The 21556-nt window shown below is 68.9% G+C and carries 21 protein-coding genes; 9 read left to right on the top strand and 12 right to left on the bottom strand.

The window, feature by feature from the left end; genetic code table 11:
* Window positions 1-29: 29 nt before the first annotated feature.
* The gene (locus ACSJJU_RS11830) at window positions 30-1034 is read right to left on the bottom strand and encodes a threonine ammonia-lyase (RefSeq protein WP_435915699.1); all 1005 of its coding nucleotides are present in this window, start codon (window positions 1032-1034) and stop codon (window positions 30-32) included.
* 171 nt (window positions 1035-1205) lie between these two features.
* Between ACSJJU_RS11830 and ACSJJU_RS11825 the strand changes: the two genes are divergently transcribed.
* The gene (locus ACSJJU_RS11825; RefSeq protein WP_435915697.1) at window positions 1206-2405 is read left to right on the top strand and encodes a type III PLP-dependent enzyme; all 1200 of its coding nucleotides are present in this window, start codon (window positions 1206-1208) and stop codon (window positions 2403-2405) included.
* A 150-nt stretch (window positions 2406-2555) separates the two neighbouring features.
* Entirely contained in the window at window positions 2556-3611 is a 1056-nt protein-coding gene (locus ACSJJU_RS11820; protein WP_435915695.1) for a 1,9-bis(guanidino)-5-aza-nonane synthase, read from the top strand.
* Between the two features lie 147 nt (window positions 3612-3758).
* Here the strand turns inward: ACSJJU_RS11820 and ACSJJU_RS11815 are convergent, their stop codons facing one another.
* From ACSJJU_RS11815 to ACSJJU_RS11765, 11 genes are all read right to left on the bottom strand, one after another.
* On the bottom strand, window positions 3759-4211 hold the full coding sequence (locus ACSJJU_RS11815; protein ID WP_435915694.1) for a hypothetical protein: 453 nt from the start codon (window positions 4209-4211) through the stop codon (window positions 3759-3761).
* A gap of 80 nt (window positions 4212-4291) precedes the next feature.
* Window positions 4292-5062 (bottom strand): methyltransferase domain-containing protein, encoded by a 771-nt coding sequence (locus ACSJJU_RS11810; RefSeq protein ID WP_435915693.1) that lies wholly within the window; start codon window positions 5060-5062, stop codon window positions 4292-4294.
* Between the two features lie 61 nt (window positions 5063-5123).
* Window positions 5124-5696: a TetR/AcrR family transcriptional regulator gene (locus ACSJJU_RS11805; RefSeq protein WP_435915692.1), complete on the bottom strand. Its 573-nt coding sequence runs from the start codon at window positions 5694-5696 to the stop codon at window positions 5124-5126.
* A gap of 243 nt (window positions 5697-5939) precedes the next feature.
* Window positions 5940-6215, bottom strand: a complete 276-nt coding sequence (locus tag ACSJJU_RS11800) for a hypothetical protein (protein WP_435915691.1) — start codon at window positions 6213-6215, stop codon at window positions 5940-5942.
* Window positions 6216-6531: 316 nt separating this feature from the next.
* A complete protein-coding gene (locus ACSJJU_RS11795) occupies window positions 6532-6903 on the bottom strand; it encodes a hypothetical protein (RefSeq protein WP_435915690.1) in 372 nt (123 codons plus the stop codon).
* Between the two features lie 48 nt (window positions 6904-6951).
* Entirely contained in the window at window positions 6952-8202 is a 1251-nt protein-coding gene (locus tag ACSJJU_RS11790) for a class I SAM-dependent RNA methyltransferase (RefSeq protein WP_435915689.1), read from the bottom strand.
* On the bottom strand, window positions 8199-8942 hold the full coding sequence (locus ACSJJU_RS11785; RefSeq protein ID WP_435915688.1) for a TlyA family RNA methyltransferase: 744 nt from the start codon (window positions 8940-8942) through the stop codon (window positions 8199-8201). Before ACSJJU_RS11785 ends, ACSJJU_RS11790 begins: the two co-directional genes overlap by 4 nt.
* Window positions 8943-8952: 10 nt before the next feature.
* Entirely contained in the window at window positions 8953-10881 is a 1929-nt protein-coding gene (gene dxs, locus ACSJJU_RS11780; RefSeq protein WP_435915687.1) for a 1-deoxy-D-xylulose-5-phosphate synthase, read from the bottom strand.
* Between the two features lie 163 nt (window positions 10882-11044).
* The gene (locus ACSJJU_RS11775; protein ID WP_435915685.1) at window positions 11045-11932 is read right to left on the bottom strand and encodes a mechanosensitive ion channel family protein; all 888 of its coding nucleotides are present in this window, start codon (window positions 11930-11932) and stop codon (window positions 11045-11047) included.
* A gap of 211 nt (window positions 11933-12143) precedes the next feature.
* Window positions 12144-12626 carry a Fur family transcriptional regulator gene (locus ACSJJU_RS11770; protein ID WP_435915684.1) on the bottom strand — a complete coding sequence of 161 codons (483 nt, stop codon included), beginning with the start codon at window positions 12624-12626 and terminating at the stop codon, window positions 12144-12146.
* 73 nt (window positions 12627-12699) lie between these two features.
* On the bottom strand, window positions 12700-13212 hold the full coding sequence (locus ACSJJU_RS11765; RefSeq protein WP_435915683.1) for a MerC domain-containing protein: 513 nt from the start codon (window positions 13210-13212) through the stop codon (window positions 12700-12702).
* 229 nt (window positions 13213-13441) lie between these two features.
* On the opposite strand from ACSJJU_RS11765, the gene ACSJJU_RS11760 reads away from it, so the two are divergent.
* From ACSJJU_RS11760 to ACSJJU_RS11730, 7 genes are all read left to right on the top strand, one after another.
* Window positions 13442-14509: a COX15/CtaA family protein gene (locus ACSJJU_RS11760; protein ID WP_435915682.1), complete on the top strand. Its 1068-nt coding sequence runs from the start codon at window positions 13442-13444 to the stop codon at window positions 14507-14509.
* A gap of 28 nt (window positions 14510-14537) precedes the next feature.
* The gene (cutA, locus tag ACSJJU_RS11755) at window positions 14538-14939 is read left to right on the top strand and encodes a divalent-cation tolerance protein CutA (protein WP_435915681.1); all 402 of its coding nucleotides are present in this window, start codon (window positions 14538-14540) and stop codon (window positions 14937-14939) included.
* Between the two features lie 13 nt (window positions 14940-14952).
* Window positions 14953-15357: a DUF2237 family protein gene (locus tag ACSJJU_RS11750; protein ID WP_435915680.1), complete on the top strand. Its 405-nt coding sequence runs from the start codon at window positions 14953-14955 to the stop codon at window positions 15355-15357.
* 230 nt (window positions 15358-15587) lie between these two features.
* Window positions 15588-17996: a TonB-dependent receptor plug domain-containing protein gene (locus tag ACSJJU_RS11745; RefSeq protein ID WP_435915678.1), complete on the top strand. Its 2409-nt coding sequence runs from the start codon at window positions 15588-15590 to the stop codon at window positions 17994-17996.
* A gap of 184 nt (window positions 17997-18180) precedes the next feature.
* Entirely contained in the window at window positions 18181-18645 is a 465-nt protein-coding gene (rplM, locus tag ACSJJU_RS11740; RefSeq protein WP_435915677.1) for a 50S ribosomal protein L13, read from the top strand.
* On the top strand, window positions 18645-19127 hold the full coding sequence (rpsI, locus tag ACSJJU_RS11735) for a 30S ribosomal protein S9 (RefSeq protein WP_435915675.1): 483 nt from the start codon (window positions 18645-18647) through the stop codon (window positions 19125-19127). Before rplM ends, rpsI begins: the two co-directional genes overlap by 1 nt.
* A gap of 199 nt (window positions 19128-19326) precedes the next feature.
* The gene (locus tag ACSJJU_RS11730; protein WP_435915674.1) at window positions 19327-21507 is read left to right on the top strand and encodes a protein-disulfide reductase DsbD family protein; all 2181 of its coding nucleotides are present in this window, start codon (window positions 19327-19329) and stop codon (window positions 21505-21507) included.
* Window positions 21508-21556 lie beyond the last annotated feature (49 nt).

Here is a 21556-nt window from a genome sequence, read left to right as displayed (position 1 = left end):
TCGCCGCCGCTCCGCAACCGGCCGCCCGATCAGGCCTCAAGGCAGCGGGCGAAGGTCTCGGCGTCCACGTTGCCGCCCGAGAGGGTGAGCACCGCCGTGCGGCCCGCAACCGGCACCTTGCCCGCCAGCACCGCCGCCAGCGCCGCCGCGCCGCCCGGCTCTACCACCAGCTTCAGCTCCCGGAAGGCAAAGGCGACGGCCCGCTGCACCTCCGCATCGCTGACGGCAACGCCCCGCGCCCCCGCCGCCCGCAGAATCGGGAAGGTGAGCGCGCCGATCATCGGCGTTTGCAGCGCGTCGCACAGGGTGGGCGCATAGCCCGCGATGGACAGGCGCTCGCCCGCCGCCAGCGACCGGCCCGCGTCGTCGTAGTGCTCCGGCTCCACCAGAATCACCTCGATGCCGGGGAAGGCGTCCCGCAGCGCCAGGGTGCAGCCCGAGGCCAGCCCGCCGCCGCCGCAGTTGGAGACGAACAGATCGGGCGCGACGCCCAGCGCCGCCAGATCCTCCGCCGCCTCCAGCCCGGCCGTGCCCTGCCCGGCGATGATGTGCGGATCATCGAACGAGGGCACCACCACCGCGCCCCGCTCCGCGGCGAGTCGGGCGGCGATCTCCTCCCGGCTTTCCGTGGTGCGGTCGTAGAAGATCACCTCCGCGCCATAGCCTTGCGTGCGCGCCACCTTCAGCGCGGGCGCATCCGCCGGCATCACGATCACGGCCGGAATGCCCAGCGCCTGCGCCGCCCGCGCCACCCCCTGGGCATGGTTGCCCGAGGAAAAGGCGGCAACGCCCGCGCGCCGCTGCGAGTCGTCCAGCTGCAACAAGCGGTTGAACGCCCCGCGCAGCTTGAAGGACCCGGTCTCCTGAAGCGTCTCCGCCTTGAGAAAAAGGCGGCCGCCAACCGCCGCGTTGAGGGCCGGATTTTCGATGAGCGGGGTGCGCACGACCCGCCCGCGCAGCCGCCCGGCAGCCAGGCGGACGTCGGCAAGGCCCGGACCATCGCAAAACTCAACGCCGCCAACCGCCCGATTCATGGCTAACTCCATGTTAATTAAGGAGAAATACCGCCTCCGGCGGCTACATTTTTTTGATACAAAACTCTTTACAAGGGGCCCCTTAGACCCTATGTGAAGCGCCGCTGCCCCATGGGGACTTCCAACCGCAAGGCAGCATTGGTGTCAACCGCCCGTTGGAGGTCCCATGAGATGCGCAACGACCATAGCGCGCTGGGGGTAGCGACTACCCTTCGTCCGGTTTCTCCGGTCACCTGCATCCGTCCGCACGCCGCCGCCAGGGCAGCCCGTTTCTTCTCCCAGAAGTTTCCGGGCAAGGTGCTCTATGCGGTGAAGGCGAATCCGTCTCCCGAACTCATCCAGGTTCTGTGGGAGAATGGCGTCAATCACTTCGACGTGGCCTCGATCGCCGAGGTCCGCCGGGTGCGCGCCATGCTGCCGGACGCCACCCTGTGCTACATGCATCCCGTGAAGCCCGCCGAGGCCATTGCCGAGGCCTATCACGAGCATGGCGTTCGCACCTTCTCGCTCGACTGCCTTGAAGAGCTGGAGAAGATCATGGAGGCCACCGGCCACGCCACGGATCTGACGCTGTGCGTGCGCCTGCGGGTGTCCTCGGGTCATTCCAAGCTGTCGCTGGCGTCCAAGTTCGGCGTCAGCGCCGAGGAGGCCCCGGCCCTGCTGCTGGCGACCCGTCAGGTCGCCGACTCGCTGGGTGTGTGCTTCCACGTGGGCAGCCAGTCCATGTCGCCGCAGGCCTATGCCGACGCGCTGGCGATCGCCAAGACCGCGATCGTGCAGGCGGGCGTGACCGTGGACGTGGTGGACGTGGGCGGCGGTTTCCCGTCCATCTACCCGGGCATGGTGCCGCCGCCGCTGGAGGCCTACTTCGAGACGATCAAGGCCCAGTTCGAGGAGCTGCCGATTTCCTACTCGGCGGAGCTGTGGTGCGAGCCGGGCCGCGCGCTGAGCGCGGAGTATTCCAGCGTGGTGGTGCGCGTCGAGAAGCGCTCGGGCGATGTGCTGTTCATCAATGACGGCTCCTACGGCTCGCTGTTCGACGCCGCGCACGTGAACTGGCGCTTCCCGGTCCGCCTGCTGCGGGAGACCCCGTCGCAGACCAAGACCGCGGAGTTCAGCTTCTACGGCCCGACCTGCGACGACATGGACTTCATGAAGGGTCCGTTCGAGCTGCCGGCGGATGTCCGCCCGGGCGACTACATCGAGATCGGTATGCTGGGCGCCTATGGCGCGGCCCTGCGCACCGACTTCAACGGCTTCCGGTCCGACAAGACCCAGGAAGTCCTGGATGCGCCCATGTTCACAGCCTACGGCAGCGATGCCGAGGACGAGGCGCAGCTGGCCCTCAACTTTGCCAAGACCGCAGAGTAAAAGGCGCACCAGATCCGCTCTATATAAAGAGCCGACAGTTCCCGGCGGCGGTTGAAGCCCGTCAAGCCGCCGCCGGTTTTTCCTCATCAGCCGCCAGGGCCGACGCGGCTCGGCCTCCCGGCGCGTTGCTCAGGATGGAGACGCAGTTCCATGACCACGCCCCTCGTCAACGACAAGCGCAAGGCCGAGCTTCTCTCGAAGGAAGTGAAGCACATCGACATCAAGTCGTTCGATGCGCGCCCGATCATCGACCAGATGGCCAACATGTCCTTCACCTCGCGCGATCTGGCGCGGGCCACCCGCATCTACAACACGATGCTGGAAGACAAGGACTGCACCATCTTCCTCGTGATCGCCGGTTCCACCTCCGCCGGCGGCTGCATGGACCTCTATGCCGAGCTGGTGCGCAACAACATGGTGGACGGCATCGTCGCCACCGGCGCCTCGATCGTCGACATGGACTTCTTCGAGGGCCTCGGCCACAAGCACTACCAGGCGCTGGAAGTGCCCGACGACAACACCCTGCGCTCGCTCTACATCGACCGCATCTACGACACCTACATCGACGAGGAGCAGCTCCAGGACTGCGACCACACCATCTTCAAGATCGCCGAATCGCTGGAGCCGAAGGCCTATTCGTCGCGCGCCTTCATCCGCGAAATGGGTCGCTACCTCTCCGAGCACGGCAAGAAGGAAAACTCGCTGGTCAAGCTGGCCTTCGAGCATGACGTGCCCATCTTCTGCCCGGCGTTCGTCGACTCCTCGGCCGGCTTCGGCCTGGTGAAGCACCAGGTGGAGCGCATGAAGGCGGGCAAGCCCTACCTGATGATCGACGCGGTCGCCGACTTCCGCGAGCTGACCGACATCAAGATCAAGGCGGGCACCACCGGCCTGCTCATGATCGGCGGCGGCGTGCCGAAGAACTTCATCCAGGACACGGTGGTGTGCGCCGAGATCCTGGGCCACGAGGATGTGGAGATGCACAAGTACGCGGTGCAGATCACCGTCGCCGACGTGCGCGACGGCGCCTGCTCGTCCTCGACCCTCAAGGAAGCCGCTTCCTGGGGCAAGGTGGACACCGCGCTGGAGCAGATGGTCTATGCCGAGGCCACCTCGGTCATGCCGCTGCTGGCGTCGGACGCCTACCACCGTGGTGCGTGGAAGACCCGCGCCAAGCGCGCCTGGGGCAAGCTGTTCGACAAGTAAGAACAGGCACAAGGATCACGGCCGTGCGCCAGGGCGCGGGGCCAGACCGAAAGACGGGGCGCTGGAGACGGCGCCCCGTTCTTTTTTGCCCCGTTCATTTTTTTGCCCCGTTCTTTTTTGCGGAAGCGCGGGGGCGCCCGGCAGCGCTCAGCCGTCCATCAGCAGCCAGCCGATGGCGACGATCACCGACACCGCCGCAACGCCGAGGAGCACCGCCATGCCCCAGCGCGGGGGACGCTCCTCCAGCCCGGTCGCGCCCTGGGTGGTGACGCCCGGGTCGGGCCGCGTGGCCGCCTCCCGCTCCTCGGGTGACATCACCGGGCAGTTGAGCGCCACATGGCGGCTCAGCTCCACAAGGTTGGGGTCGTTCAGGTTGATGAGGGCGCGCACCTCGCCGTCGTCCAGCGGCGGACGGCGGCCGAGCCGGTCAAGCGCGGTGAAATAGATCTCGTCCAGCTCCGCCAGCGTCAGCCCTGCCTCGCTCACCAGACGGGTGGACGGGGCCAGCTCCCCGAGGTGGGGATGCTCCTCGGCCAGCAGCTGGCGCAGCATCTCCTCGATCTCCACCTGCGCGGCCTGTTCCGCAAGCTGCCCTGCCATATGCCACCCCCTCGCCGGCCCGCCTGTCGAATTCCGGCATCATACGCCAAAGCGGCCACGGTTGCGACCGCCGCCGGGGTCTATTTGCGGGCCAGCACGTAGTAGACGGCGCTGAATTCCTCGCCGGTGTTGCGGTAGAGCGCGATTTCGCGGGCAAGCGCGCGCACAAACGCGGGGTCCAGCGTCTCGCCGCGCGCCGCCAGGGCGTCGAGCCGCCCCTCCAGACTGTCAGCCCAGGCGGCCCAGCGGTCGGGCGGCAGGATATGGGTGGCGAGCAGCTCATAGCCCGCGCCTTCCGCCCGCTCGATGTTCTCCAGCACCGTGCGCATGGCGGGATAGGCAGCATACCAGAAGGTGCGCGCCTGAAGGCCGGGGTTGGGCACCAGCCACGAACATTCGGATACCACCGCAAAGCCGGTGGGCCGCAGGCACGCGCGCCAGCGCACCAGCGCCGCATCGAAGCCGAGGATGTAGGCCGCGCCCTCGCACCACAGCAGGTCGAGGAAGCCATCGGGCACGGGCGGATTGGCCAGGTCCCCGACCACCGGTTCGATGCGATCGCCAAGGCCGCGCGCCGCCGCCCGCTGCCGCAGCCGCGCGAGAAAGTCCGCCGACGGATCCAGCGCCAGCACGGGCGCCTCCAGCCGCGCCGCCAGCGCCAGCGTCGCCGCGCCGGTGCCGCAGGCGAATTCGGCGACGCAGGCCGACGGCGGCAGCGAGGGCAACTGCCCGAGCGCCGCCAGCGTGTCCGCCTCGCTGCCGGGGAACTGGCGGGGCAGCCCCGCGAAAAAGCCGGGGATGCCGATGCCGCCCGCCTCCGGGTCCGTCTTCCCGCCTGTCGCGCCCGTCATGACGCTCCCCTCTCCTGCGTTCAGAACGCAGAACGCATGGCGGCAACGCCCGGGGGCCGTGTCAGTGGCTGGCCGCGCCCCGGGTCGCTTCCCGCAGGATCGCCTTCACGTAGCCGAGAAGATCCTCCACCTCCGCCTCGGAGAGGCGTCCGCCAATGCGGCCGAAGGCCATGCCATCCAGCAGGAAGTGGCCAATGATGCCCGCCTTGGCGACGGCCGGCCGGGTGACATCCCAGCCGAACACCGACCGGGCGATCTCCTGCCACGCCCGCATGTACGAGCGGTGGCAGGCCTGCAGCACCGCCGCCAGCTCCGGCTCGCCGCGCGCCGCCAGCACCAGTTCCTGATAGGCGCGGAAATGGCGCTCCCCCATGCGCTTCCAGGAGATGTCCACCATATGGTCGAGCAGGTCCGCGCCCGGCGGACAGCTGGCCAGATCGTGGCGGAACGTCTCCAGCCGGCGCTCGTGCAGATATTCGATGGCCGCCTTGAGCAGCGCCAGCCGCGTCGGGAAGTGATACTGCACCCCGCCGCGCGACAGGTTGCCCCGCTGGGCGATGGCCGCCAGCGACACCTCCGAATAGGGCCGGTCCGCCAGGCACTGGATGGTCGTCTCCAGCGCCAGGGCACGCATGGCCTCGCTTTTGGACAATTGCCGCGGCGATCTCCCGCGCCGACGCGGCCGCCGGACCATTGGTCCGCCGACTTCCCCCCTCATCGCAAAGCAACTCCCCCGCGGTTTCTCTTTTTGAGTCGCGGGCACTCTGGACCGGATCAGCGCACAAAAGAACTGGTACTCAGCAGAGCTGACGCCGGAAAAAACAGGAAAATGCGGGGCCGGTCAGGGCAGAAGAGCGTCGGGAGAGGACGGGGGCCGTCAGAACCGCTGGCCCGCCCGTTTGCGGCCCGCGTTCTGGTCGCGCCGGGCGCGCAGCATGGCCTCCAGCCGCTCCGGGCGCAGCGCGGGGCTGTTGGCGGCGTTGTGAACGATGGAAATCCAGGAATCCTGCGGCGTATCCTGCGGATCGACCCCCAGGCTCTCGATGATCTGCGCCCGGTCGAGCGGCACATCCCGCCGGCAGGCCGCCGGCTGCTGCTCCTTCGCGAACGGACGGACAAGTGCGCGGGAGCCCATCTGGACAATGGACGTCATCGAGGACCGGAACTTCCGCCACATGGGCACCCCCACCGCACCAAAAATATCCACGGCAGCAAGCCGCGAGACGCGCGTTCCCGACAGTTTCGGGGCCGCAAGTCTTTTTTATTTGTCTAACAAAATGAACCTGAACGCTGGATGTACCCCGCGTATTTCCAAAAAACAGGAAGGTATTTACCAGCAATGTTTGCTCGTAAAACCTTCCTGTCCCCCCGCGTTTTTCGGCCTTCAGGGACAAGATCGCAGTAGAATTTAAATAAATTATTTCAGCCGCTTCGGATTTTCTGGAGCCCGGGCGATCCGGGCCGGACCCTCAGCCCTGCGGCCGGACGGTGACGATGCGGAACGGCAGCGCCTCGCCGGTGGTGTGGTCGGTGATGGTCACATAATCGCCCACGTGCAGCCGGTGAAATTCCAGGTGGACGATCGGCTCGTCGTCGTCCTCGCCCGCCGTGTAGGAGAAGCCCCAGGCGCGGTCCTTCATGCGGGTGAGCCAGCCGTGGCAGTCTTCCTCCCCCGCCTTGTAGCGGGCGACGGTGGCGCGGCGCGGCTCGGCCGCCATGGCTTCCTCGTCGAGGCTGCCATCGGCCGTCACGGCCACGTGGACAATATAGGCATGGGTGGGGTCGCCCTCGGGCTGATCGCTGGTGCGCGCCTTCTCCAACCGCAGCATCGTCCATGGCATTGCGTTCGTCCCCTTGCTGCCGGGGCCGAAGCGCCGTGCCGCCGCCGGTCAGGCCCGCGTGAAGCGGGCGACCAGTTCGACATGGGCGGACCAGAGGAACTGGCCCACCGGCCACAGGCGCTCCAGCCGATAGCCACCGTCGAGCAGTAAACGCGCGTCGCGGGCAAAGGTGTTGGGGTTGCAGGACACCGCCACCACCACCGGCACGGCGGACCTGGCCAGCTCCGCGCACTGGGCCTGCGCCCCGGCGCGCGGCGGGTCGAACACCACCGCCTGGAACCGCTTCAGCTCAAGCGCCGTCAGCGGGCGCCGGAACAGGTCGCGGTGCTCGATCTTCACCGGCCGCTGCGCCTCGTTGGCGGCGCGTTGCAGGCTCTCAAGGCTCACCTTGCCCGCATCCGACGCCAGCACGCGGGCGGTGGCGGACAGCGGCAGGGCGAAGGTGCCGAGCCCGGCGAACAGGTCCGCCACCTCTTTTGCCTTGCCGACCGACTCCAGCACCGCCGCCTGCAATGCCGCCTCGCCATCGGGCGTCGCTTGCAGGAAGGCGCCGACCGGCAGGCGCACCGGCACCCCGCCGAAATGGATCAGCGGCGGGCGGCGCTCCAGAATGACGTCAACGCCAAGGCCGGTGTCGATGCTGATGCGGGCGAGGTCGTTCTCCCCGGCAAACCCGGCGAGCAGCTCGTCCTGCGCCAGACCCCGGCGCTTGAGGCCGCCGAGCGTCAGATCGACCCCGGAGTCGGTGAGCGTCATCTGCACGCTGGCGGCGTGGCCGTCCGTCAGCTCGCGGGCGAGCAGCGCCCGCAACGGCGCGAGCAGGCGGAACAGCGCCGGGTTCAGGATGTGGCACTCCTCCAGATCCACGAGCCGGTGGGCGCGCTCCACATTGAAGCCAAGCTCCACCCGGCTGCCCCGGCGCACGGCGCGGAAGGTGGCGCGGCGGCGGGTCTGCGGCGGGCTCACATGGGGCGCGGCGATACTCTCCGGCGGCAGGGTGATGTCATGCTGGCCGAGGGCCATCAGCACCCGGTCCCGCAGCCAGTCGTGATAGAGGGCGGGGGCCACATGCTGGAGCGTGCAGCCGCCGCACGCCCCGAAGTGCCGGCAGGGCGGCTCGGCCCGGTTGGGGCCGGGGATGAGCTGGACCACCTGGCCCTTCGCGTCCACCTCGACCGTGTCGCCGGGGACGCCGCCCGGCACATAGACGGGTTTCGACGCGCCCGGGTTCGGCGCAACGCCGTCGCCCTGCGCGCCCAGATGGGTCACGGTCAGCCGATAAGCAACAGCCTGGGTCACGCCTGTCTTTCCGCAGCGATCAGGAATTCCACATTTCCCTCGGGGCCAAGGATGGGGCTCTGGGTGAGGCCCACCACATGCCAGCCGGGCTGTTCGTTCATCCACGCCTCGATCTCGGCGCAGACCTCGGCGTGCAGCGCGGGATCGCGCACCACGCCGCCCTTGCCCACCCGCTCCTTGCCCACCTCGAACTGGGGCTTGATGAGCGCGATGAGGCGGGCGTTCGGCCGGGTCAGCCCCATGGCGGCGGGCAGCACGGTCTTGAGGCCGATGAAGCTGGCGTCGCACACCACCAGGTCCGCGGGCTCGGGGATGATCTCCGCCGTCAGGTGCCGGGCGTTGGTTTTCTCCAGCACCACCACCCGTTCGTCCTGCCGCAGCTTCCAGGCGAGCTGGCCGTGGCCCACGTCCACCGCATAGACCTTCGCCGCGCCGCGCGTCAGGGCCACATCCGTAAAGCCGCCGGTGGAGGCGCCGACGTCGATGACGACAGCGCCGGTGATGTCCCAGCCGAAATGGGCCAGCGCATGATCGAGCTTGAGGCCGCCCCGGCTCACCCACGGGTGGTCGCGGCCGCGCACCTCAAGGCCGGTGTCCTCGGTGATGGTATCGCCCGCCTTGGTGATCTTGCGCTCGCCGGCAAAGACCACGCCCGCCATGATGAGCGCCTGCGCGCGGGACCGGCTTTCCACCAGCCCGCGTTCCACCAACGCCTGATCAACCCGTATTTTTCGGCTCACGCGCCCGGTCTCATGCGGTTGCCGAATCCGGCAGCGTTACCGGCGCGTTGTGGCGCAGGGCGGAGAGCGCGGCCTCGACGACGTGCGGCGCGTTGAGACGCGCCTCGTCGTACATCTTCTCCGGCTTGTCCTGATCCTGGAAGACGTCCGGCAGGCGCAGGGTGCGGATCTTCAGCCCCGCATCCAGCAGCCCCTCGTCGGAAAGCAGGGTCAGCACGTGCGCGCCGAAGCCGCCGACCGAGCCTTCCTCCACCGTCAGCAGCACCTCATGGCTCAGCGCCAGCTTGCGGATGAGCGCCACGTCCAGCGGCTTGGCGAAGCGCATGTCCGCCACGGTGGCCGGCAGGCCCTTGGCCGCCAGCTCGTCCGCCGCCTTCAGCGCCTCGGCCAGACGCGCGCCCAGCGAGAGAATGGCGATCTTGGAGCCCTCGCGCACGATGCGGCCCTTGCCGATTTCCAGCCGCTGCGGCGTCTCCGGCAGCGGGACGCCCACGCCCTCGCCGCGCGGATAGCGGCAGGCGATGGGGCCGTCGTCATGCAGCGCCATGGTGTGAACCATGTGCACCAGTTCCGCCTCGTCAGCGGCGGCCATCACCACCATGTTGGGCAGCGAGGCGAGATAGGTGATGTCGAACGAGCCCGCGTGGGTCGGGCCGTCCGCGCCCACCAGCCCCGCGCGGTCGATGGCGAAGCGCACGGGCAGATTCTGGATCGCCACGTCGTGCACCACCTGGTCGTAGGCGCGCTGGAGGAAGGTGGAATAGATTGCCGCGAACGGCCGGTAGCCCTGCGCCGCAAGGCCCGCCGCGAAGGTGACCGCGTGCTGCTCGGCAATGCCCACGTCGAACATGCGGTCGGGGAAGTGCTTGGCGAAGATGTCGAGCCCGGTGCCGGAGGGCATGGCGGCGGTGATGGCGACCACCTTGTCGTCCCGCTTCGCCTCCTCCACCAGCGCGCCCGCGAATACCTTGGTGTACTGCGGGGCCTTGGACTGGGACTTCACCTGCGCGCCGGTGATCACATCGAACCGGGAGACGCCGTGATACTTGTCGGCGCTTTCCTCGGCCGGGGCGTAGCCCTTGCCCTTCTTGGTGACCACATGGACAAGAATCGGCCCGTCCTTGGCGTCGCGCACGTTCTCGAGGATGGGCACCAGATGTTCGAGGTTATGCCCGTCGATGGGGCCGACGTAGTAGAAGCCCAGCTCCTCGAACAGGGTGCCGCCGGTCGCCATGCCACGGGCGAATTCTTCCGCCCGCTGCGCCGCCTTGAACAGCGGGCGCGGCAGACGCTTCGCCAGCGCCCGGCCGATGTCGCGGATCGACATGTAGGAGCCCGAGGACAGCAGCCGGGCGAGGTACGCCGACAGGCCGCCCACCGGCGGGGCGATGGACATGTCGTTGTCGTTGAGGATGACGATGAGCCGGTTGCCCGCCTGCGCGGCGTTGTTCATGGCCTCGTAGGCCATGCCCGCCGACATGGCGCCGTCGCCGATGACGGCAATGGCCTTGCCCGGCGCGCCCGAGAGCTTGTTGGCAATGGCGAAGCCCAGCGCCGCCGAGATGGAGGTGGACGAGTGGGCCGCGCCGAACGGGTCGTACTCGCTCTCCGCGCGCTTGGTGAAGCCGGACAGGCCGCCGCCCTGACGCAGGGTGGCCATGCGGTCGCGCCGGCCGGTGAGGATCTTGTGCGGATAGGCCTGGTGACCCACGTCCCAGATCAGCTTGTCGTCGGGCGTGTTGAACACATAGTGCAACGCCACCGTCAGCTCGACCACGCCGAGCCCGGCCCCGAGATGGCCGCCGGTCTGGCTGACCACGTGGATCACCTCCTGCCGCACCTCCTCGGCCAGCCGGGGAAGCTGGTCGAGCGGCAGACGGCGAAGATCGGCAGGCAGCCGAACCTCATCGAGCAGGGGCGTGTGCGGACGCTGGGTCACACGAAACTCCACTTCGGATAAGGAATCATGGCTTCCTCATAACGGGGAATAGCCCTCATGTCGAATGAACAGCGCTGATTCTGCTCCCTCGCGACGGGCTGTGCTGCGCTGGATATAATGCCATGAAGCGAATTTTACAGGGCGCAAAACGGCTTATCCGCCATCACGCCCCCTTGCCCTCCGGCGCGGCATCGGGCGCCTCCCCGCCGTCGCCCGCCAGCGCCGCCGCGCCGCCCGCCAGATGCATCACCTGCTGCGGGAAGGGAATCTCGATGCCGTTCCGCGCCAGCACCTCCTTCACGGCGCGGTTCAGCTGGGACCAGCGCATGGTGTAGTCCCCCGCCGGCACCCAGACGCGCACGCTCATATCGACGCTGCTCTCGCCGAGCGCGGTGATCACCACCTCCGGCGCGGGGCTCGTCAGCACGCCCGGCAGGGACCGCGCCGTCTCCAGCAGCAGGCCCCGGGCCTGCTCCAGATCGGCGTCGTAGGCGACGCCCACCTTCACCTCCACCCGGCGCGTGGCGTTGCGGCTGAAGTTGAGCACCTGCGAGGACCAGATCTGCGAATTGGGCATGGAGACGTAAAGGCCGTCGAAGCGGCGCAGCTCGGTGGTGAACAGGCCGATGGCAACGACCGTGCCGGTGACGCCGCCCACCTCTACGGTCTCGCCCACCCGCATCGGGCGCAGAAACACCAGCATGATGCCCGCCGCGATGTTGGAGAGGGTGTTCTGGAGCGCAAGGCCAATGGCCAGGCCCGCCGCGCCCAGCACGGCCAGAATGCTGGTGGGCTCGACGCCGAACTTGGGCAGCGCCATGACGATGACCAGCACGAGAACGCCGTAGCGCACCACGGCGGAGAGAAACAGCGCCACCGTGTCGTCGAGGCGGATGCGCTCGGTCAGCAGCACCCGGGCCCGGCGGCTCATCCAGCCCGAGACGTACCAGCCGATCAGCAGGATGAGGAGGGCGGCCGCGATGCCAAGGCCCAGATCGATCAGCCGCTCCACCCAGGGATAGTCCATCAGATGCTCGAATGCGCGCTCCATCCGCCTGCTACCCCCCGTTCCCGGTCTCTGTTGTCTTGTCTGTTGTCCGTCTCCCCGTCCCCTAACCCAGCCGGGCGCGGCTGGCCAGTGGACTGCGATCAATCACGGATCACCGAGGGACAGCCCGGCCGGGGATGGCGATACAGGGACAAACGCGCCGGGCGGGCGCCCGCAGTCTGCGTCAGTGCAGCCTGTGTCAGTGCAGGCCGCGTCAGTCGCGCGCGCAGGCGCCGCACCGGCCCTTCACCTCGATGACCGGCTGCTCCGGCATGAAGCCGTGCGCGCGGGCGGCGTTGCGCAGCTCGCCCGCGATGCCGTCGTCGTCGATGTGGGTGGTGGTGCCGCACACGCCGCACACCAGAAAGATGCAGTCGTGCACGTGGTCCGGGTGGTCGCAGACCAGGAAGGCGTTGCGGCTCTCGATGCGCTTGGCCAGGTTGGTCGCCACGAACAGGTCGAGAATGCGGTACACGGTGTTGGGGGCGATGCGCCGCCCTTCCCGGCCCGACACCCGCTCGGCGATGTCGTAGGCGCTGGCGGGCTGCTCGAAGCTGGCGAGCACTTCGTAGACCGACTGCCGCAGCGGCGTCCACTGCTCGCCCTGACGCTCCAGCGCTGCCTCGGCGGCTGCCAGCCGCGCCTCCGGGGTTACATGTTCCCCGTGCTCGCAATGGACATGATGCTCGTGCGCCATAAGATAACCTCATCCCATCCATTACCTTGGATGGGGCCGTGCCGCAATCTCCGCAGGGAGTGGCGGCCTATGCTCAGGCCGCGTCCTTGAGCCGCGCGGCGGAAAGCTGTGCCGCCGGGCGCCGTGCGCCCGCGGCCCGTGCGGCGGGAAGGCATGCGCAGGCGGCAGCGGCTTCCGCAGGGCCGGCTTCCGCATGGCTGCAGGGCGCCGCATCCTCGCCGCCCTGCCGGCCGCGCCAGTTGAGAAAATGACCCAGCGCCAGCACCGTCACGCCCGTCACGGTGAGGATGGTCTCCACCACGCCCGCGAGGCTGGGCAGCACGCCGATGGTCATGAGCGCAAGGCCAACCGCGCCCAGCACCAGCGGGGCCGCCCGGCGCTGGCGCCGCCAGCCCCGCCCCAGCGCCCACGCCGCCAGCGGAACGGCGGCGAACAGGGCGTAGAGGTGGAACGCGTGGCTGGCCGTCACCGCCGACAGGCTGACCGCGGACAGGCTGGCGACGAACAGGCCGCTGGCCAGGCAGTGCACAAGGCACAGACCGGACATGCCGATCGCCGAAAAATCCAACCAGTCAGGCCTGGCCATGGGTGGGTCTCCTTCGCTGAGCCATGAGATATTATAACACCATCCCGCCGACAAGCCCCGTCGCCGAAATAATTTGCGTGGGACCGCACTTGACGCCATCCCTCCCCCCCCCCCCGAAAGGCGGGGTGCGCCAACGATCCTTCGGCGGGCCCGTTTTTCCGCCCGCCCCGATACGCCCTTATGTCGCAGGGGCTTGGCTCGGCTGGCGGTTCCGCCTAGGTGACAGCGCATGAGCGAGACCCTGCCGATCGAGACGGCCCCGGACGCCTCCGCGCGTACCAGCCGCACCGCAATTGCAACCTGGCTGCTGATGGTGGCCAGCCTTGTGTTCCTGATGGTGGTGGTGGGCGGCGCGACCCGCCTGACCGAGTCGGGCCTGTCCATCGTCGAGTGGAAGCCCATCGCCGGTGCGATCCCGCCGCTGACGGACGCGGACTGGCAGGCCGAGTTCGAGGCCTACAAGAAGATCCCCGAGTACCAGCTCGAACACGCCTGGATGTCGCTGGAGGACTTCAAGAACATCTACTGGTGGGAGTGGGGGCACCGCCTGCTCGGCCGCCTGATCGGCCTTGCCTATGCCCTTCCCTTCCTCTGGTTCCTGGTGCGCCGCCGCATCCCCGAGGGCTACAAAAAGCGCCTGTTCGGGCTGCTGCTGCTGGGCGGCCTGCAAGGGGCGATCGGCTGGTGGATGGTCTCCTCGGGCCTCACCGAACGCACGGACGTGAGCCATTACCGGCTGGCCACCCACCTGGGGGTGGCGCTCATCATCTTCTCCGGGCTGCTGTGGACCGCGCTCAACCTGATCGCCGACCGCAACCGCCCGCCCGCGCCGCCCGTCGCCAGCCGCTGGGCCGTGCCGTTCTTCGTGCTGCTCACGCTTCAGATCGTCATGGGGGCGTTCGTCGCCGGGCTCAACGCGGGCTTTGCCTACAACACCTGGCCGCTGATGGGCGACAGCTTCATGCCGGAGACCCTGTGGGACGCCGCGCTGGGCTGGCTGAACTTCACCGAAAATGGCATTGTGGTGCAGTTCGTGCACCGCTGCATCGCCTATGCGCTGGCCATCGTCGGCGTGCTGTGGATCGCGGACGGCTTCCGCACCGGCATCGAGGGCATGAAGGCCCGCGCCACCCTGTTCGGCATCGCGCTGGCCTTCCAGATCACCCTCGGCATCCTCACCATCGTGCACGCGGTGCCGATCGTGCTGGGCGTCGCCCACCAGGGCGGCGCGGTGATCCTGCTGGCCGCGGCCCTGTTCTACGCCCACCGGGGCCGCGACGTCCGGCGGGTGGCCTAAACGCTCTGGCGAAGGAGACGGAACGGGCATGGCGCAGGAACCGCCCGCAGAGACCGAACCGCTTGAGGCCGCGCGTTCCGCCAGGACCGCTGGCGGGGACACCCCCGGCGACACCGACCTCGTCAGCGTCTACGTGACCTTCCCCGCGGGCTTTGCCGCCGACGATCTGGTCACGGACCTGGTGCGCGAGCGGCTGATCGCCTGCGCCAACCTGTTCCCCGGCCTCACCTCCATCTACACCTGGGAAGGCCGGGTGGAGCGCGACCCGGAGACTGCCGCCCTCCTCAAGACCACCGCCGACCGGCTGGACGCGCTCGTCGCGCGCATCCGCCAGTCCCACCCCTATGAGACGCCCTGCATCGTCGCATGGCCTGTTATCGGCGGATTTCCTCCCTATCTGGACTGGGTGAGAACCGAAACCCGGGACTAGAAAAGGAGGCGCCATGGCCTTCGACGATCCGGTTGAACGGCACGGCGCGCCGCGCAACGTGCTGGGCGGGCGGCTGACCGCCTGCTCCTTCGATCCCATGACCGGCTTCTACCGCGACGGCTGCTGCAACACCGGGCCGGAGGACACCGGGCTGCATCTGGTCTGCGCGGTGATGACCGAGGACTTCCTCGCCTTCAGCAGGAAGCGGGGCAACGACCTCTCCACCCCGCGCCCCGAGTACGACTTCAACGGCCTGAAGCCGGGCGACCGCTGGTGCCTGTGCGCCCTGCGCTGGGTGGAGGCGCTGCAGGCGGGCGTCGCCCCGCCGCTGGTTCTGGAGGCCACCAACGAGGCCACGCTCCTGCTGATCCCGCTGGAGATCCTCAAGCGCCACGCCTGGAGCGCCGACGAGCGCTAGCCGGCCGTCATCCTCACCTGCAAGCCGGGCTGGGCCACACTTCAGAAAAAGTTTCTCGCCACCAACCCTATCGTTTCGGTAGTCTTAAAAGACTGTAACCGGAGCGAAGGGCTGCCGGTCGCATGGGCTGGCCATGGCCGCTCCGCCGCTGTTGCGTTGCCGGGGTCGTGCGCGGCGCGGGGCACCCCCCGCGCGGCCACGTGTGTGCAATCCTCAGAGGGGACGACTTCATGACTTCAATCAGGAAAGCCGGATTGCTCGCCACCGTTTTCGCCGCCGTGCCGCTGGCGGGCGCTGTTGCCCAGCAGAAGGAGACAACCGGGGAGCAGGCGAACACGGCTACCGTCAACGCCGACCAGATCATCGTCACCGGCACCCGCGTTCAGGGGCGGACCCGGCTGGATGCGGTCTCGCCCGTCGATGTGCTGGGTGGCGAGGCCCTGCGCAACCAGGCCAGCCCGGAACTGGCGGAGGCGCTTTCAACCGTTGCGCCCTCCATCGTCTTTCCGCGCCCCTCGGCCGTGGACGGCACGGACTCCATCCGTCCGGCCACGCTGCGCGGCCTCTCGCCCGACCAGACGCTGGTGCTCATCAACGGCGTGCGCGGCCACACCTCCGCCCTTCTCAACGTGAACGGCTCGGTGGGGCGCGGCTCGGCGGCGGTGGACCTGAACACCATTCCGACGGCGGCCATCGAGCAGGTGGAGGTGCTGCGCGACGGCGCCTCGGCCCAGTACGGCTCCGACGCCATTGCGGGCGTGGTCAACCTGCGCCTGCGCGAGGCGCGCGAGGGCGGCGGCGCGACGGTCAGCTACGGCCAGTATGTGACGACGGTGGACGCCGCCCGCAGCAGCCGGAAGGAACGGGATGGCGAGACCTGGAACGTCTCGGCCTGGCAGGGCTTCGCGCTGGGCGCCGAGGGCTTCCTCACCATCACCGGCGAATATGTGAACCGCAACCCGACCAGCCGGGGCGACGTGGACCCGCGGGTCACGCCGCAGAAGGTGCGCTCGCGCTTCGGCGACCCGGACGTGGAGCAGGGCACGGTCTACGTCAACGCTGCCGCGCCGGTCTCCGACACCTGGGAGCTCTACGGCTGGGGCGGCTACCAGTACCGCGACAGCACCAGCGCCGCCTTCCCGCGCGTGCCGAGCAACGTGAACAACGTGCCGGAAATCTACCCGGACGGCTTCCTGCCGCTCATCAACGTCAGGTCCAGGGATCTGACGCTGGCGGGCGGCCTGCGCGGCGACATCGGCGCGTGGCGGACGGACCTCAACCTCAGCTACGGCCGCAACCGCCTCGCCTTCCGCACCCTGAATTCGCTCAACTCCACCTACGGCGCCGACTCCCCCACCCGCTTCTATGACGGCGCGCTGATCTACGACCAGTTCGTGGCGGGTCTGGACACGGCGCGGGAGTTCGACATCACCAACGGCACCGTCACGGTGGCGGCGGGCGTCGAGTACCGGCGGGAAGGCTTCGAGATCAAGGCGGGCCAGCCCGAGTCCTACAACCGCGGGCCGCTCGGCGGGAACACCTCGCTGACCGGCGGCGCGCAAGGGTTCATCGGCTTCCAGCCCTCCAACGAGGTGAACAAGCACCGCGACAACGTCTCGGCCTATCTGGACGTGGAGGCGCGGCTGGCCGACCGCTTCACCATCGGCGCGGCGGTGCGCGGCGAGAGCTACTCCGACTTCGGCGAGACGGCCACCGCCAAGCTCTCCGCCCGCTACGACGTCACCGACGCCTTCGCCCTGCGCGGCACGGTCTCCACGGGCTTCCGCGCGCCCTCGCTCCAGCAGAGCTATTTCACCTCCACCGCCTCGGTGGTGGTGACGCCGGACATTCTGGAGACCGGCACCTACCCCGCCACCAGCCCGGTGGCCGTGGCGCTCGGCGGGAAGGAGCTTGACCCGGAGAAGAGCACCAACGTCTCGCTGGGCCTCGTCTACCACGCGGGCGGCTTCGAGCTGACGGTGGACGCCTACCACATCCGCATCCGCGACCAGCTCGCGCTCTCGGAGAACATCCAGGCGAGCTTCAGCCAGCAGGTGGCGGACATCCTCGCCCCCTTCGGCGTGCAGGCGGCCCGCTTCTTCATCAACGGCATCACCACGGAGACGACCGGCGTCGATATCGTCGCCCGCTACCGGCACGCAACGCCCGCCGCCGGCACGTTCGACTTCACGCTGGCCGCCAACTTCAACGACATCGACGTGAAGAAGGTGCCCACTTCCACCGCCACGCTCGACCCGGCGCCGACGCTGTTCGCCCGCAACCGCATCCTGACGCTGGAGAAGGGCACGCCCCGCTCCAAGATCGTGGGCAGCATCGACTGGACCCTCGACGCGCTGGGCGTGACGCTGCGCGCCACCCACTACGGCAACGTGCTCCAGCCGGGCTCGACGGAAGCCTCGGACCACTGGACCGGCCGCAAGACGGTGGTGGATCTGGAAGCCCGCTACCGCTTCGACGAGCGGGTCACGCTGGCGGTGGGCGCGGACAACCTGTTCGACACCTACCCCCGGGCCTACCCGGCCGACCTCAACACCTCAGGCGTGACGGCCTTCCCGTTCTATTCGCCCTTCGGCTTCAACGGCCGCTACCTCTACGCCCGCCTGGGCGTGACCTGGTAAGGAACCACCCCCGCCTGCCGGCCAGCCCGGCGGCGGGGGCCCTTCCACCCGCTGTGGTATTATTTTACCACACCGCCTAAACCCGCTTTATCCTTGACTTTGCGCGCGGCCTCCCCCAATTAGCACCCGGTTCAGCGACGGATTCCATCCGTTGCCATCGATTATGTGAGCACCGAGGCACACCATGAAGACCTACGTCGCCAAACCGGCGGAGGTGGAAAAGAAGTGGCTGCTGATCGACGCTGACGGTCTCGTTGTGGGCCGTCTGGCTGCGATCATCGCCAACCACCTGCGCGGCAAGCACAAGCCCAGCTACACGCCCCACGTGGACTGCGGCGATAACGTCATCGTCATCAATGCGGAAAAGGTGAAGTTCACCGGCCGCAAGCTGACGCAGAAGTTCTACTACCGCCACACCGGCTACGCCGGCGGCATCAAGGAGCTGCGCGCTGACAAGGCGCTCGGCGGCCGCTTCCCCGAGCGCGTTCTCGAGAAGGCCGTGGAGCGCATGGTTCCGCGCGGCCCGCTCGGCCGCAAGCAGATGCGCAACCTGCGCATCTATGCCGGCCCGTCGCACCCGCACGAGGCCCAGAACCCGGTTGTGCTCGACGTGGCGTCGATGAACGCCAAGAATAAGCGAGGCGCGTAATGGTCGAGAAGCAAACCCTTGAGGATCTGAAGTCCCTCGGCGCTGGCAACGGCGAAGCCACTGCCGCTCCGATTCGCGAACCGCAGATCGACGCCTACGGCCGCGCCTACGCCACCGGCAAGCGCAAGAACGCCGTGGCCCGCGTGTGGGTGAAGCCGGGCACCGGCAAGATCACCATCAACGGCCGCGACCAGGAAGTCTACTTCGCCCGTCCGACCCTGCGTCTGGTGATCAACCAGCCGTTCCAGGTCGCTGACCGCGTCGGCCAGTACGACGTGATCGCCACCGTCACCGGCGGCGGTCTGTCCGGTCAGGCCGGTGCCGTGAAGCACGGCATCGCCCAGGCGCTGACCCGCTACGAGCCGGCCCTGCGCGGCCCGATCAAGGCGGCCGGCTTCCTGACCCGCGACGCCCGCGTCGTCGAGCGCAAGAAGTACGGCCGGGCCGGCGCCCGCCGCAGCTTCCAGTTCTCGAAGCGCTAAGCGCGGCTCAGGCGAAAGCCTGTTTGCATTCCGGGAAAGGGCGTGGCCTTCGGGCCGCGCCCTTTTCTTTTTGGGGCGGGGCTTTTGCCGGAGGGCCGCAGCCCCTCCATGCGCCGAATCGACAGCAGAAGTAGATGAAGCCGGCGTAACAACCCGGGGCGGACTTTCGTCTTTGCAGAATTCTGCCTATTCTCTTGCCATGCTGAAAACAGTCTCCCTTGCCGCGGCGATTGTCGTCGCCGCCCTGAGCCCGGTGCTGGCCAATCCGGTCCAGCGCCCCCACACCACCGTGGGGCTGGTGGCCGAGACGGCCTCGGTCGCGCCAGGCAAGCCGCTGACGCTGGCGCTCACCATGACGCCGCAGGAGAAGTGGCACACCTACTGGAAGAACCCGGGTGACAGCGGCATGGAGACCACGGTGACGTGGGATCTGCCGCCGGGCTTCTCGGCGGGCGATCTGGAATATCCGACGCCCGGCCGCCTGCCTTTCGGCGGCGAGCTGGTGAACTTCGGCTACGAGGGGCCCTCGACCCTGCTGGTGACGCTGACGCCGCCGGCTGACCTTGCGCCCGGCAGCACGGTGCCGATCACCGCCAGGGCCGCCTGGCTGGTGTGCGACGACCAGCAGTGCGTGCCGGAGGATGCGGAGCTGAAGCTCACCCTCCCGGTGGGCGACGGCGCGATCGACCCGGCCAACCGCGATCTTTTCGCCAGGGCGCGTGCGGCCATGCCGACGCCGGTCGACTGGCCGGTGCGCTTCAACACGCTGGACGACCGCTTCACGCTGGAGATGCCCTGGGCGCTGCCGGAGACGGGCATCGAGCAGGTGCTGTTCTACCCGGTCGAGGACGGACTCATCAGCTACACCGCGACGCAGGACGCCATGGTGATGAACGGCACCCTGCGCCTCACCACCAAAGCGGGCTACAAGCCGGACGCGGCGACCCTCTCCGGCATTCTCACCGTGAAGCTGGCGGGCGCGCCGAAGCCGGACGCCTTTTTCATCACCGGCGAGCGGGATGTGGAGCTGCCCGCGCTGCTTCCCCCCGGCAAGGTGATCACCAGCGGCGGCCTCGGCGACGGCCATGGCGGCACCGCCGGCACCGGCGCCGGCGGGGCGGGCGCCGACGGCAGCGCTGCCCCGGGCGCGATCAGCCTGCCGCTCGCCCTCGGCTCGGCGCTGCTGGGCGGCCTTCTCCTCAACCTGATGCCCTGCGTGTTCCCCATCCTCAGCCTCAAGGCGCTGAGCCTTGCCCGCGCGGGCGAGTCCGCGCGCGGCGCACGTCAGGAGGCGCTGGCCTACACCGGCGGCGTGCTCCTCACCATGGGCCTGCTCGGCGGCCTGCTGCTCGCCCTGCGCGCGGGCGGCGAGGCGGTGGGCTGGGCCTTCCATTTGCAGGACCCGCGCATGGTGGCCCTGCTCGCCCTGCTGATGGTCGCCATCGGCCTCAACCTCGCCGGGGTGTTCGAGATCACCACCCGCCTTGCGGGCGCGGGGCAGAGCCTGGCCTCCAGCGGCGGCGCCAAGGGCGCGTTCTGGACCGGCGCGCTCGCCGTGCTGGTCGCCACCCCCTGCACCGCCCCGTTCATGGCCGCCGCACTCGGGGCAACGCTCGCCCTGCCGCCCGCGCTCGGCATGGCGATCTACCTGGCGCTCGGCCTCGGCATGGCGCTGCCCTTCCTGGCGCTGGGCTATGTGGCGCCCCTGCGCCGGCTGCTGCCCCGCCCCGGCGCGTGGATGGACACCTTCCGCCGCGTGCTCGCCTTCCCCATGTTCGCCACCGCCCTGTGGCTGTTCTGGATCGTCGGGCGGCAGGTGGGGCTTGATGCCATGGTGGCGGGCCTGGCCGTTGCCCTCCTGATGGCGCTCGCCCTGTGGCTGGTGGGCCGCGCGCAGGAGACCGGCCGCCCCATGCGCCTCGGCTGGGCGCTGGCGGCGCTGCTGATCGGCGTGACCGGCGGCCTGGCCGCGCCGCGCCTCGGCAGCGCGGATGCGGCGGCGGGGGAGAACGCGGGCACGCGCCTTGCCTCGGGCACGCTGACGGCGGAGCCGTTCTCGGACGCGGCGCTCGACACGCTGCTCGCCAGCGGCACGCCCACCTTCGTCTACTTCACCGCCGACTGGTGCGTGACCTGCAAGCTGAACGAGCGGGCGGCGCTGGAGCGGCCGCAGGTGGCCGAGGCGTTCCGCGAGGCGGGCGTTGCGGTGCTGGTGGGCGACTGGACCCGCCGCGACGACACCATCGCCGCCGTGCTGCGCCGCTATGGCCGGGACGGCGTTCCGCTTTATCTGTTTTTCCCCAAGGGGGCGGATCGGGATCAGCCGCAGGTGCTGCCGCAGATCCTGACACCTTCGCTCCTGATCGAGACTGTCGCCTGACGGCGCGGGCCACGGCCCGCTTCGTCCCCGTGTTCCGTTGCGTTTCCGG

Source organism: Pedomonas sp. V897 (assembly GCF_051304405.1).
Classification (GTDB): Bacteria; Pseudomonadota; Alphaproteobacteria; order Sphingomonadales; family Sphingomonadaceae; genus Pedomonas.
The sequence above is the reverse complement of the archived record's forward strand: the minus strand, read 5'-3'. Positions and strand labels throughout refer to the sequence as shown.

What these genes read in the sequence shown, in the direction of transcription:
- ACSJJU_RS11830 (WP_435915699.1), bottom strand. Translation starts at nt 1,034, where the DNA reads ATGAATCGGGCGGTTGGCGGCGTTGAGTTTTGCGATGGTCCGGGCCTT.
- ACSJJU_RS11825 (WP_435915697.1), top strand. Translation starts at nt 1,206, where the DNA reads ATGCGCAACGACCATAGCGCGCTGGGGGTAGCGACTACCCTTCGTCCG.
- ACSJJU_RS11820 (WP_435915695.1), top strand. Translation starts at nt 2,556, where the DNA reads ATGACCACGCCCCTCGTCAACGACAAGCGCAAGGCCGAGCTTCTCTCG.
- ACSJJU_RS11815 (WP_435915694.1), bottom strand. Translation starts at nt 4,211, where the DNA reads ATGGCAGGGCAGCTTGCGGAACAGGCCGCGCAGGTGGAGATCGAGGAG.
- ACSJJU_RS11810 (WP_435915693.1), bottom strand. Translation starts at nt 5,062, where the DNA reads ATGACGGGCGCGACAGGCGGGAAGACGGACCCGGAGGCGGGCGGCATC.
- ACSJJU_RS11805 (WP_435915692.1), bottom strand. Translation starts at nt 5,696, where the DNA reads ATGCGTGCCCTGGCGCTGGAGACGACCATCCAGTGCCTGGCGGACCGG.
- ACSJJU_RS11800 (WP_435915691.1), bottom strand. Translation starts at nt 6,215, where the DNA reads ATGACGTCCATTGTCCAGATGGGCTCCCGCGCACTTGTCCGTCCGTTC.
- ACSJJU_RS11795 (WP_435915690.1), bottom strand. Translation starts at nt 6,903, where the DNA reads ATGCCATGGACGATGCTGCGGTTGGAGAAGGCGCGCACCAGCGATCAG.
- ACSJJU_RS11775 (WP_435915685.1), bottom strand. Translation starts at nt 11,932, where the DNA reads ATGGAGCGCGCATTCGAGCATCTGATGGACTATCCCTGGGTGGAGCGG.
- ACSJJU_RS11770 (WP_435915684.1), bottom strand. Translation starts at nt 12,626, where the DNA reads ATGGCGCACGAGCATCATGTCCATTGCGAGCACGGGGAACATGTAACC.
- ACSJJU_RS11765 (WP_435915683.1), bottom strand. Translation starts at nt 13,212, where the DNA reads ATGGCCAGGCCTGACTGGTTGGATTTTTCGGCGATCGGCATGTCCGGT.
- ACSJJU_RS11760 (WP_435915682.1), top strand. Translation starts at nt 13,442, where the DNA reads ATGAGCGAGACCCTGCCGATCGAGACGGCCCCGGACGCCTCCGCGCGT.
- cutA (WP_435915681.1), top strand. Translation starts at nt 14,538, where the DNA reads ATGGCGCAGGAACCGCCCGCAGAGACCGAACCGCTTGAGGCCGCGCGT.
- ACSJJU_RS11750 (WP_435915680.1), top strand. Translation starts at nt 14,953, where the DNA reads ATGGCCTTCGACGATCCGGTTGAACGGCACGGCGCGCCGCGCAACGTG.
- ACSJJU_RS11745 (WP_435915678.1), top strand. Translation starts at nt 15,588, where the DNA reads ATGACTTCAATCAGGAAAGCCGGATTGCTCGCCACCGTTTTCGCCGCC.
- rplM (WP_435915677.1), top strand. Translation starts at nt 18,181, where the DNA reads ATGAAGACCTACGTCGCCAAACCGGCGGAGGTGGAAAAGAAGTGGCTG.
- rpsI (WP_435915675.1), top strand. Translation starts at nt 18,645, where the DNA reads ATGGTCGAGAAGCAAACCCTTGAGGATCTGAAGTCCCTCGGCGCTGGC.
- ACSJJU_RS11730 (WP_435915674.1), top strand. Translation starts at nt 19,327, where the DNA reads ATGCTGAAAACAGTCTCCCTTGCCGCGGCGATTGTCGTCGCCGCCCTG.